This window comes from Streptosporangium sp. NPDC005286, from assembly GCF_040607515.1.
In the GTDB taxonomy this organism is placed as follows: Bacteria; Actinomycetota; Actinomycetes; order Streptosporangiales; family Streptosporangiaceae; genus Streptosporangium.
This window is the reverse complement of record NZ_JBEXGU010000233.1, coordinates 1-11199: the sequence shown is the minus strand read 5'-3', so window position 1 is coordinate 11199 and position 11199 is coordinate 1. Positions and strand designations below refer to the sequence as shown.

At 72.1% G+C, this 11199-nt stretch carries 10 protein-coding genes; 8 read left to right on the top strand and 2 right to left on the bottom strand.

The window, feature by feature from the left end; all coding sequences use genetic code 11:
- From ABZU75_RS42400 to ABZU75_RS42375, 6 genes are all read left to right on the top strand, one after another.
- Positions 1–778 (top strand): hypothetical protein (locus tag ABZU75_RS42400; protein WP_355567798.1); only part of this gene is annotated, 778 nt, incomplete at its 5' end.
- Positions 768–956 (top strand): aroma-sacti cluster domain-containing protein, encoded by a 189-nt coding sequence (locus ABZU75_RS42395; RefSeq protein WP_355567795.1) that lies wholly within the window; start codon positions 768–770, stop codon positions 954–956. The genes ABZU75_RS42400 and ABZU75_RS42395, both read left to right, overlap by 11 nt.
- A 12-nt stretch (positions 957–968) precedes the next feature.
- Positions 969–3986: an adenylate/guanylate cyclase domain-containing protein gene (locus tag ABZU75_RS42390; RefSeq protein WP_355567792.1), complete on the top strand. Its 3018-nt coding sequence runs from the start codon at positions 969–971 to the stop codon at positions 3984–3986.
- The gene (locus ABZU75_RS42385; RefSeq protein ID WP_355567789.1) at positions 3983–4819 is read left to right on the top strand and encodes a S8 family serine peptidase; all 837 of its coding nucleotides are present in this window, start codon (positions 3983–3985) and stop codon (positions 4817–4819) included. Before ABZU75_RS42390 ends, ABZU75_RS42385 begins: the two co-directional genes overlap by 4 nt.
- The gene (locus ABZU75_RS42380) at positions 4803–5456 is read left to right on the top strand and encodes a GAF domain-containing protein (protein ID WP_355567786.1); all 654 of its coding nucleotides are present in this window, start codon (positions 4803–4805) and stop codon (positions 5454–5456) included. The genes ABZU75_RS42385 and ABZU75_RS42380 overlap by 17 nt, the downstream gene beginning before the upstream one ends.
- A 127-nt stretch (positions 5457–5583) precedes the next feature.
- Entirely contained in the window at positions 5584–7503 is a 1920-nt protein-coding gene (locus ABZU75_RS42375; RefSeq protein WP_355567783.1) for a BTAD domain-containing putative transcriptional regulator, read from the top strand.
- A 373-nt stretch (positions 7504–7876) separates the two neighbouring features.
- Here ABZU75_RS42375 and ABZU75_RS42370 read toward each other — a convergent pair whose 3' ends face one another.
- Both ABZU75_RS42370 and ABZU75_RS42365 read right to left on the bottom strand, forming a co-directional pair.
- Positions 7877–8854: an aldo/keto reductase gene (locus ABZU75_RS42370; RefSeq protein ID WP_355567779.1), complete on the bottom strand. Its 978-nt coding sequence runs from the start codon at positions 8852–8854 to the stop codon at positions 7877–7879.
- Between the two features lie 109 nt (positions 8855–8963).
- Entirely contained in the window at positions 8964–9158 is a 195-nt protein-coding gene (locus ABZU75_RS42365) for a DUF1918 domain-containing protein (protein WP_355567776.1), read from the bottom strand.
- 163 nt (positions 9159–9321) lie between these two features.
- On the opposite strand from ABZU75_RS42365, the gene ABZU75_RS42360 reads away from it, so the two are divergent.
- Both ABZU75_RS42360 and ABZU75_RS42355 read left to right on the top strand, forming a co-directional pair.
- The gene (locus ABZU75_RS42360) at positions 9322–9663 is read left to right on the top strand and encodes a metalloregulator ArsR/SmtB family transcription factor (RefSeq protein WP_350928608.1); all 342 of its coding nucleotides are present in this window, start codon (positions 9322–9324) and stop codon (positions 9661–9663) included.
- Between the two features lie 385 nt (positions 9664–10048).
- A complete protein-coding gene (locus tag ABZU75_RS42355) occupies positions 10049–11152 on the top strand; it encodes a TauD/TfdA family dioxygenase (protein ID WP_355567771.1) in 1104 nt (367 codons plus the stop codon).
- Positions 11153–11199: the final 47 nt, after the last annotated feature.

Here is an 11199-nt window from a genome sequence, read left to right as displayed (position 1 = left end):
GATCGCCGGGGCGATCGAGGCGGCCGACCACTTCTCCGCCAGCCTGGACGCCTTCCACGAGGAGGAGGTGCCCAGGAAGAGCGTCTTCGCGGTCATGCGGGCGCTGCTGGCGCGGGGCAAGGATCTCAGCTTCCATCTCACCGGGAGCGGGCCCGACGACCCCTACCTGCGCGACGTCACCGCGGAGATCCGGCGGGAGTTCCACGACCGGATCCCGATGCTGGTGGGGCGCGTGCGGCCGGTCGGCCGGGCCCGTGCCGGCGCGCCCGCGCTCCGCCCCCTACCGGGCAGGGGCACCGTACCCGCACCGGCCGCGGAGAACGCCGGAACCGTGACGGGCTCCGGGGTCGCGCCCGCGCTGCCGTGCGCGATGGCCGCCTGGCCGACCGTCGGGTTCGACGGGACGATCACCGCGTGCTGCAACCAGGACGTCGTCGACCACCGCCCCGTCCCCGGCCACCTGCGCCTGGGGCACGCGGGTGCCGACGACTGGAGCACGGTCAGGGAGCGCTGCCTGACCTCCGGCACGCTGCGCGCCCTGAGAACGTACGGCCCGCTCCGGCTGGCCGGCGCCCCGCCGGGCCGGGGGTACTGCGAGACCTGCCGGGAGCTGGAGGTCACCCCTCCCCCGCACACGCCCGCCGCCGCCTTCCTGGAGCGGCGGGTCCTCGACATGCAGCTGGCCGGCGGCGGGGTGGGCTTCGCCGGGAGGTACGGCTGCCCGCCCTACGGCGACCTCGTCTCACTCGGCCACCCCGGGAGGAAACATGACCTTTGACCCCCTCGACGAGCTGGCCCGGGCGGGAATCGACCTCACCCTCGTCGGCCCCGAGCAGCGCGAGATCGTCCGCTCGCTGAGCGAGGCCGAGGTCACGCTCCTGGTCTCCATCCACGGGCAGCTGCGAGAGGGCTCCCCCGAGGTCGAGGCCCACATCGTCGGCGGACTCCTGTTCTGATCGGGGATGATCATGCGGTGCCCTTCCTGCCTGGCCGAGACGCCGGGACACCCCCGGTTCTGCCCGTCGTGCGGCACACACCTCGCCGCGCCGGCGCCGGTGGAGGTGCGCAAGATCGTCACAGTGGTCTTCTGCGACCTGGCCGAGTCCACCGCGCTGAGCGAGCGCCTCGACCCCGAGTCCCTGCGCGCGGTCCTGATCCGCTACTTCGCGCTCATGCGCGACCAGCTCGCCTGGCACGGCGGCACGGTGGAGAAGTTCATCGGCGACGCCGTCATGGCCGTCTTCGGCGTACCGGAGCTGCACGAGGACGACGCGCCGCGTGCCGCCCGTGCCGCGCTGGACATGCGGGCGGCGCTCGAACGGCTCAACGACGACCTCGACCACGATCTCGGGATCCGGCTCAGGGTCCGCATCGGCGTCAACACCGGCGAGGTCGTCACCTCTGGCCTCACCCGCGGTGAGCAGGCCCTCGTCGCGGGCGAGACGGTGAACGCCGCCGCCCGGCTCCAGCAGCTCGCCCAGCCCGGAGAGATCCTGCTCGGGCCCGAGACCTGGCGCCTGGTCGGCCCCTCCGCCGTGGGCACCGCGGCCGGCCCCCTGACACTGCGCGGCAAGCGGCATCCGGTCACCGCGTGGCGGCTGGTCTCGATGCGCTCCGACGACCCGGCCGTGATCCGGCGGTTCGACATCCCGTTCGTCGACAGGCAGGAACCGCTGCGCGAGCTGGACCGGACCCTGGACGGGATCATCAGGCACCGCCACTGCCGCATCGTGACCCTGCACGGCGAGGCGGGGGTGGGCAAGACCCGGCTGGCACGGCTGTGGGCGGAGCGCGCGGGGCAGCGGGGCGTCCTCGTCGGTTCCGGCCGCTGCCGCCCGTACGGCGCGGGCGGCACGCTGCTCGGGGTGGCGGACGCGGTGCGCGAGCTGGTGACCGTGGGCACGCCCGACCCGCGGGCCCTCGCCGTGCTCCGCGACGGCCTGCTGAAGGACGGCACGCCCAACCCCTCACACCAGGAGACCTCCTGGGCACTGCGCAGCGTCCTGGCCGGACTCGGGCGCTCCACGTACGTGCTGATCGTGCTGGACGACGTGCAGTGGGCGGGCGGCCCGGTCTTCGACACGCTCGGCCGGCTGGCCGAGGAGCTGAGCGAGGCGGCGGTGATGGTGCTCTGCGTGACGCGCTCCGATCTGTTCGACCGCATGCCCGGCTGGCAGGTCGCCTCCCGGCTGGCGCTGCCCCGGCTCGGCCCGGCCGACTCCCGGCTCCTGGCCTCCGGGCTGGCCGAGGTGACGCCGCACGACGGCGCCCTGCTCGACCGGATCGCCGACCGCTCCGAGGGCAACCCCCTGTATCTGGAGCAGCTCGTGGCCATGCTCGGCGACGGCGGGGAGCCGCACGGCCTGCCGCTGACCGTGCACGCTCTCATCGCGGCCCGCGTCGACAGGCTGGGTCCCGCGGCCAGGGAGGTGCTGGAGTGCGCCGCGGTGGTCGGCAGGGAGTTCACCGCCGGGGAGCTGCGGGCCGTCTCGGGGACCGGCGAGCCCGGCGCTCCGCTGGAGGAGCTCCGGCGCAAGTCCTTCATCGAGCATCGTACGGAGGCGACGTTCCGGTTCACCAGCGGCCTCATCCAGGAGGTCGTCTACGGCGGCATGGCCAAGCGGCGGCGGGCCGAGCTGCACGAGCGGTTCGCCGGCTGGCTGGCCGCCGGGGACGGCGGGGACGAGGCGGTCGGCACGCACCTGGAGCAGGCATACCGGCACCGCGCCGACCTCGGCCCTCCCGACGAGCACACCGCGCGGCTGCGCGACGGGGCGGCGGCCCGGCTGTCGGAGGCCGGCACCCTCGCGCTGCGCAGGAGCGACCTGTCCAGGGCGGAGAACCTGCTCAGCAGGGGGGCCGCGCTGCTGGGGCCGGCCCACCCCGGCTGGCCGCGGATCAGCGGGCGCGTCGCGGAGACCCAGATCACCCTGGGTGACGTCGAGCGGGGACGGCTGCTGCTCACCGAGGTGCTGGAGCGCGCTACCGGCGACGCGGACGCGGTGGTGGCCGCCCACGCCTCGCTCTACCTGAGCCACTTCGACCCGGCCGGCTCCCCCGAGGTCGCGCGCCGTGCCATACCGGTCTTCGAGGCCGCCGCCGACGACCTCGGACTGGCCAGGGCCTGGACCATGGTCGCCCAGGAGGCGCAGGGGCGCGGCAGGTTCGCCGAGACCAGGGAGATGTTGCAGCGTGCCCTGGAGTACGCCACGCGGTCCGGCGCCGAGCTGGAGCGCGCCACCATCCTGGGCAACCTGGCGGCCTCCCTCTGGCTGGGCCCGGAACCGGCGCCCGTCGCCATCTCCAGGTGCCGTGACCTGCTGGCCGGGCACGGCGGGGACCGGGGGATCGTGCGCGCCGTCGTCGGCTGTCCCCTGGCGGTCCTGCTGGCCACGCGGGGAAGGTTCGACGAGGCCAGGACCACCCTCACGGCGGCCGGGCGTTCCCTCACCGACCTGCGGCACGCCTACGCCGACGCGTTCATGCCGATCTTCTCCGCGGCCGTCGAATCGCTGGCCGGACGCTGGGACCTCGCCGAGGACCTGCTCCGCCAGGCATGCGCCAGGGCCGGGGCGCTCGGCGACACCCAGCTCCTGGCCACCGCCTCACGTGACCTGGCCGGCACGCTGCTGCGCCGGGGAGACCTGGCCGGGGCCGAGCTGTGGGCGGGCACGGCCCTGGAGGGCTCGCCCCGGGCCGCCCCGATGAACACGGCCGAGCTGCACGCGATCCAGGCCGAGGTGCTCGCCGCCCGGGGCGCCGCGGAGCCCTGCCGGGAGCTCATGGACCTGGCCGTACGCGAAGCCGGCGGCACCGACTCCCCCGCCTGCCGCGCCACGGTGCTGCTCGGCAACGCCCGCGGCCTCGCCGTCCTGGGCGCCCACCAGGAGAGCGAGGCCGCGGCGCGCGGCGCGATGGCCGAGTTCGCGGCCAAGGGGCACCTGGTCGGCAGGGGATGGGCACTGGCGCTGGCGGGCCGGCGATGACCGCCCATCCCGAGCTCACCTGGCGGCTCGGCGCCGAGGACGACCTCGCCGACATCACCGTGTCCGCCGCGGGCAACGCGGCCATCACCCCGGAGTGGGCGTGGCAGGGTGCCACCGGGCGCGGCGTGCGGGTCTGCGTGGTGGACAGCGGGGTCGACCGCGACCACCCGCTGCTCGCCCCGGTGCAGGCGACCCATGCCGTGGTGACGGGCCCGGACGGTAAGGCCGTCGTGCGGGAGAGCGACGCCGCCGACACCTGCGGGCACGGAACGGCGTGCGCCGGGATCATCCGCTCGATCGCGCCCGAGTGCGAGCTGCACAGCGTCCAGGTGCTGGGAGCGGGCTTCTCGGGAACCGGTGACGCCTTCGTCACCGGACTCCGCTGGGCCATCGAGCAGGGCTTCGACGTGGTGAGCCTGAGCCTGTCGACCAACAGGAGGCATCTGGCCGAACCGCTGCGCGAACTCGGTGACCTCGCCTACTTCCGCCGTACGGTGCTCGTGGCGTCCGCGCACAACCTGCCGGTGGAGAGCTTCCCCTGGCGGTTCTCCTCGGTGATCTCCGTGGGAAGCCACGCCGGGGCCGATCCCGGGCTGATCCTGTACAACCCTCGCCCGCCCGTGGAGTTCTTCGCCCATGGATCCGACGTGGAGGTGGCCTGGCCCGGCGGCGGACGCACCCGGTGCACCGGGAACAGCTTCGCGACCCCTCACGTCGCGGCCCACTGCGCGCTGATCCTGAGCAAGCACCCCGGGCTGACGCCCTTCCAGGTGAAGACCGTCCTGTACCTGACCGCGCAGAATGTGAGGAAGCTCAATGATGGTGAACGGTGAGATGATCGCGGCCGTCTCGGCGGCGGTCGCCGGCTCGGAGGCGGAACACCGCCTCCTGCTCCAGTCGATCGTCGACACCGCACGCGTGATCTTCGGGGCCAAGGCGAGCTCGATCTTCCTGGTGAACGAGGAGCACGGGGACCTCGTCTTCGAGGCGGTCTCCGGCGAGGGCGAGAAGGTGCTCGTCGGACGGCGCTTTCCCGCCACGCGGGGCATCGCGGGGTGGGTGCTGAGCGCCGGGGACGCGCTGATCGTCGACGACCTGTCGACGAGCACGGTGTTCGCCCGCGACATCGCCGAGTCGACCGCGTACGTGCCGGGTGGGCTCATGGCGGTGCCGCTCGTCCACGACGACGAGGCGCTGGGCGTGCTGGAGGTGCTCGATCCTCACCCACAGGCGCGAGCGGCCATCGACGAACTGGCCCTGCTGACGCTCTTCGCCGCGCAGGCGTCGGCGGCGCTGCGGATCGTGCAGCGCAACCGCCACGCCCTGCGGGTGCTGGAGGGCACCGGGTCCGAGTTCGGCGACCTGCTGTCCATCGTCTCCGCGCTCGCGGGCGGGACCGAGGAAAGACGGCGGGCCGGACTGCGCCTGCTCGGTTCACTTCACGAGCTCCTGGTTGACAATCAGAGCTGACTACTTCAGCAGAAATCACCGGTTTACTAATAGATAGGCGCATATATCATGACAATTCTGTGAGCCCGCCTCCACATAACCCGGTCAGATTTCCGCAGCCGCCTGGACAGCCAATGGAGAATCCCCCGTGGGTGCAACCGTAGTGCGCGAGAAGGCGGAGGCGGGAGAGACCACCTTCGCCGTGCTCGGCCCTCTTGAGGCCCGCCGTGACGGCAGCCTGGTCCCGCTCGGGCCCTTCAAGCAGCGCGTGCTCCTGTCCCTGCTGCTCTGCCACGCCAACAGGATCGTCCCGGTGGACCAGCTCAGCACCGCGGCGTGGAGCGAGGAGCCCCCCAGGACCGCGCTGAAGAACGTCCAGGTCTACGTGTCCGCGCTGCGCAAGAACGTGCTCGGGGAGGCCGACCGCGACCGGCTGGCCTACCGTCCTCCCGGCTACCAGCTACGGCTCGGTCCCCAGCAGCTCGACATCCTCGTCTACGAGACCCTGGCCCGCAGGGGCCGCCAGCACCTGCGCGACCGCGAGATCACCAAGGCGGTGGGCCCGCTCCACGAGGCTCTGCGGCTCTGGCGGGGCGACCCCCTGCCCGACATGGCGCACGTGCCGCTGATCAGCGACGAGCTCTCCCGGCTGCGCAGTGAGCGCATGTCGGTGTACGAGGACTGGGCCGAGGCGGAGCTCAGCCTCGGACACCACACGCACATCATCGGCTCCCTGGAGGAGAACGTCCGGCGCCACCCGCTCAGGGAACGGCTGCGCAGCACGCAGATGATCGCGCTGTTCCGCTGCGGGCGGCAGTCGGAGGCCCTGGCGCAGTACGAGGACATGCGCCAGACACTGGCCCGGGAACTCGGCCTCCAGCCCAGCCCGGTCCTCGAACGGCTCTACCGGGCGATCCTCGCGGGTGACCCGTCCCTGGACGGCCCGTTGGGCGGGGGCCCGCCACACCTCGGCGGCGCGACCGTGATCAGGCCGCACCCCACCGCGGGCCACGGCCAGGAGGTGATCGCCCACCTCAGCCAGCTCCCCCGCGACCTGGCCGACTTCACCGGCCGCCGCGAGAGCGTCCAGGACATCCTCGACGTCTTCCGTGCCCGCCGGCACAGCCCGCCGGTGGTGATCTCCGGCCCGGCGGGAGCGGGCAAGACCGCGCTGGCCGTGCACTCCGCCCACCTGCTGCGCGAGCGCTTCCGCGACGGGCAGCTCTTCGTACGGCTGCGCACGGCGGGCGGCCGGGAGCGTTCGATTCCCGATGTGCTGGCCGAGATCCTGCGCACCTGCGGCTTCGAGGGCGACCCTCCGCGCCGGGCCGGCGAGCGGGTCGCCGCCTGCCGGGCCTGGCTGGCCGAGCGCAGCATCCTGCTGATCTTCGACGAGGCGTCCACCGCGGCGCAGATACGGCCCCTGCTCCCCGGTACCGGGGACAACGGAGTGCTGATCACGAGCAGGAGGCGGCTGAGCGCCCTGGAGTCGGCGCACCACGTGGCGCTGGAGACCTTCACCCCTGCGGAAGGCGTCGAGTTGCTACGGCGGACCGCCGGTGCCGAGCGCGTCGACGCCGACCCCGCGGCCGCCCTGCGCGTGGTCGGCACCTGCGCCAACCTTCCGCTCGCCGTCCGCATCGCCGGGGCGCGACTGGCCGCCCACCGTCACGTCAGGCTCTCCCTGTTCGCCGACCGCCTCGCCGACGAGCACTCGCTGCTGGACGAGTTGTCGGTGGACGACCTGTCACTGCGCACCTGCGCGGCCACCTACGAGCGCGACCTCGGCCCCGAACTGTGGACCTCGCTGCGGCGCCTGGGCGCGCTGCCGAGCGGCGAGTTCACCGCCGACGATCTGGCCGCGCTGCTCGACTCGGACGTGCGGCTGGCCGCCGACGTCGCCGACAGGCTCGCCGAGGCCCACGTGGTCACCGCGGAGCCCAGGCCCTCCCCGGTCTATCTGATCGCCGACTGGCTGCGCCTGTACGCACGGGAGCGGCTGCAGCGGGAGGAGTCGGCGCCCCAGCGCACCGCGGCCGGGGAGCGGCTACGCCGCGCCCGCGCGTAGCCTGGCACGGCGCCCGTCCCGCTAAGGCACGTCACACGATGAATGGGCAGATAAAAGGACTTCCCCTATTTTGCCTAACGGACCACCGGCGAACTCCCCGGCCAGAGAAAGGGAATTCATCCGGCGGCCAAAAATCCCGGCCGCTCCCTCCCGAATTCCGCTTTTCCGGCTAACCCGATATCATCCGGCAGTCCCGATACGGCCCCGCATAACCGGCCGGTTTACAGATCCATAAAAACCTGCCGACGAGGGCCGGGTCCCGCACCCGTGCGGAACCCGGCCCTCGTCACCCGCGGCGGTTCACCGGCACCGGTGGACCACCATGGCGCGCCGGATCCAGGAGATCATGACCGGCGTCGTCACCCGCGGCGGTTCACCAGCGCTGGTGGACCTGGGGGCGGATCAGCTCGTCGTAGATCTCCCGCACACCCTGGAGAGTGGCCTCGGGCAGCGCGTCGAACGCGGCGGCGGCCGCGTTGGCACGGGCCTGGGCCGGGTTGCGCGCACCGGGGATGACCACGGAGACGCCGGGCTGGTCGATGATCCAGCGCAGCGCGAACTGCGCCATGGTGATCTGGGGCGGCACCAGCGGGGCCAGCCGGCGCACCGCCTCCAGGCCGGTGGCGTAGTCGACCCCGGAGAAGGTCTCGCCGACGTCGAAGGACTCGCCGTGCCGGTTGAAGGTACGGTGGTCGTCGGCGGCGAAGACCGTGGACTCGTCGTACTTGCCGGACAGCAGGCCGCTGGCCAGCGGGACGCGGGCGATGATGCCGACCCCGGCGGCGGCCGCCGCCGGGAGCACCTTCTCCAGCGGCTTGAGCCGGAAGGCGTTGAGGATGATCTGAACGGTGGCCACGTTCGGCCGGGCGATCGCGGTCAGCGCCTCCTCGCAGGTCTCCACGCTCACCCCGTAGGCGGCCACGCGGCCCTCTCCCACGATGGTGTCGAGGGCGTCGAAGACCTCGTCCGAGGAGTAGACCGGGGTGGGCGGACAGTGCAACTGCACCAGGTCGAGGGTGTCGACGCCGAGATTGGCCCGGGAGCGGTCGGTCCAGGCCCGGAAGTTGTCCAGGGTGTAGGCGGACGGCTCCTGGGCGACACGGCGGCCCATCTTGGTGGCCACGGTCAGCCCGGGCCTGTCCTTGATCAACTGCGAGACGATCTGCTCGCTCCGTCCGTCGCCGTACACGTCGGCGGTGTCGACGAAGGTGACCCCGGCGTCCACGGCCGCGTTGAGGGTGGCCAGTGCCTCGTCCTCGCCGACCTCACCCCAGTCGGCCCCCAACTGCCACGCGCCGAGCCCGACGACGCCGATCTGCCTGCCAGTTCCACCCAATTCACGCTGCTGCACATCAGCGATCGTAGCCCGCGCGACACGATGGGATCACCGGTGTCCGGGGCGGAGCGGTCCTGGCCGCCCCGCCATGGGCAATTCTCACCAAACGGGCGCGAAACGCCTTCTAGTCCGGTGTCTTCGACACCACATGGGCGTCAGGCCCAGGAAAAACGAGGCTCTCGTGCTGGTCGTCCTCCCAGCGGACCACGTAGGGCGGGCTTCCGTCCTGGTGATGGAGTTCGACGATGAACCCGATCTTGCGAGGGTCGCCACTGTGGGTCCCCTCCACGATCAGCTTGTCACCTATGGTTGCCTTCACTGTGGCCTCCTGGATCACAGGTGCCGGCTCTCCGGGCATCCCTCTCCTCCCATGGCACCACCCCAAAGCGCATACGTCCAGGTGAGAGGCACATTGGGGCGGCCGAACGGTTCGGTCGGCCGCGGAATTCCCGCATATGAGCCGACACTGGGATAGTGAGGCCATGCACGCACTCGACGTTCTCGGTGACCCCGTCCGGCGCCGGATCCTGGAGTTGCTCGCCGATGGCGAGCGGGCGGCCGGCGAAATCAGCGCCGTGGTGCAGGAGGAGTTCGGGATCTCCCAGCCCGGCGTCTCGCAGCACCTGCGCGTGCTGCGGGACAACGGGTTCGCGACCGTGCGCGCCCAGGGAACACGGCGCCTGTACGCCGTCGACCCCGCCCCGCTGCGGGAGGTGGACAGGTGGCTCGACCGCTACCGGCACTTCTGGACCCAGCGCCTCGACGCCCTGGGCACCGAGATCGCACGGGGAAAGCGGGAGCGCCGCGCCGGAGAGGCCCGCTGAGGCCGTCCCCGCCCGGAGGGCCGCAGAGGCGCACAGGCGTAACGGAGGGCGAGACGACATCTCTATTGACGGAACCTTTGGGAGCGGTCTAGCGTGGCGGAAGAACCACCAGCCGCAGGAGAGAACCATGACCCAGGTAGCCGCACCAGGCTCCGGGTCCAGCCTGCCCTGCTTCAGGGATCCGATGCGGATCCGCCCGCCGCGCAAGGGCCTGCGCCCAGGTACCGCCGCCGGGGATCCGCAGACTCCCTTCTGACCCTGGCGTCGCGGCGGGCTCCGCCGCACGACCGGTTCGTGCGGCCTCTCCCGTCGCGTTCCCGCCCGGATCACGTGTCCCGCCCCGGCGAGCACTTTCTGAGACGACCCCGAGCACTCGGAGCGCATCATGACCACAGACCTTTCCTCATCCTCCATCACCGGCCCCTCCGCCTGGCGCGGTGACGAGCTGGCCGGATCGACCGAGTGGATCTACCTTCTCAACGACGCCGAGCGTGAGGAGCTGGAAACCCTCGGCCGCCGGTTCGTCGAGGACGACCCCGACCTGCGCGAGGTGACCGCGGAGAGCTACCCGCTCGTCGCCGCGCGCGGCATGATCGAGGAGTGCGCGCGGCAGATGGACGCCGGGCGCGGCTTCATCCTGGTCCGCGGCCTGCGCACCGCCGAGTACGGCGACACGCTGGCCGGCGCGATCTTCTTCCTGATGGGCCTGCACCTCGGCACGCCGATGGAGCAGAACCAGCTCGGCAACGTGCTCGACCACGTCATCGCGACCTCCAACAAGACGCTCGACGACCCCGGAGCGCTGCCGTCGCGGGTGCGCGACCGGCTGCCCTTCCACTCCGACAGCTCCGACGTGGTGGCGCTGATGTGCCTGCGCGCGTCCAAGGAGGGCGGCTCCAGCAGCCTGGTGAGCGGCACGACGATCTACAACGAGATCCTGCGCCGCCGCCCCGACCTCGCTCCCCTGCTGTTCGAGCCCTGGCACTGGGACTGGCGGGGCCAGGACCCCGACGCCCTCTCAAACACCTACGTCTCCCCGATCTGCAGCTACGTCGACGGGGTCTTCAGCACCTACGCGGGCAGCACGATGATCTTCTCTGCCCAGAAGTACCCCGGCGTGCCGCAGCTCACCGAGGCGCAGATCGAGCTGCTGCACCTCTACGACGAGATCACCCAGGAGCAGGGGCTCCCGATCGACATGGACTTCCAGCCAGGTGACGTCCAGTGGCTGCTGAACTACGCCGCCCTGCACTCGCGGACCAGCTACGTCGACTGGCCCGAGCCGGAGCGCCGCCGGCACCTGCTGCGCCTGTGGCTCAAGCGCGACGTGGGCCGCCCGCTCGTGGAGGGGTTCGGCAAGAACGTCGTGAAGGCGAGGGGTGACGGGGAGGGCAAGAAGCCGCTGCCGGGCGGCAGCTTCCACATCGCCGAGGCGGTCGTGCCCAACCAGGACTGGGGCAACTTGCCGTCGCGTCCTCGCCACGGTTGAGCAGCAGCACGGCGTGCCGGTCCAGGATCGTGAAGGCCGGCGGCCGG

Excerpts from the sequence above, each read along its gene's own strand:
- ABZU75_RS42395 (WP_355567795.1), top strand. The coding sequence starts at position 768 with ATGACCTTTGACCCCCTCGACGAGCTGGCCCGGGCGGGAATCGACCTC.
- ABZU75_RS42380 (WP_355567786.1), top strand. The coding sequence starts at position 4,803 with ATGATGGTGAACGGTGAGATGATCGCGGCCGTCTCGGCGGCGGTCGCC.
- ABZU75_RS42390 (WP_355567792.1), top strand. The coding sequence starts at position 969 with ATGCGGTGCCCTTCCTGCCTGGCCGAGACGCCGGGACACCCCCGGTTC.
- ABZU75_RS42355 (WP_355567771.1), top strand. The coding sequence starts at position 10,049 with ATGACCACAGACCTTTCCTCATCCTCCATCACCGGCCCCTCCGCCTGG.
- ABZU75_RS42385 (WP_355567789.1), top strand. The coding sequence starts at position 3,983 with ATGACCGCCCATCCCGAGCTCACCTGGCGGCTCGGCGCCGAGGACGAC.
- ABZU75_RS42360 (WP_350928608.1), top strand. The coding sequence starts at position 9,322 with ATGCACGCACTCGACGTTCTCGGTGACCCCGTCCGGCGCCGGATCCTG.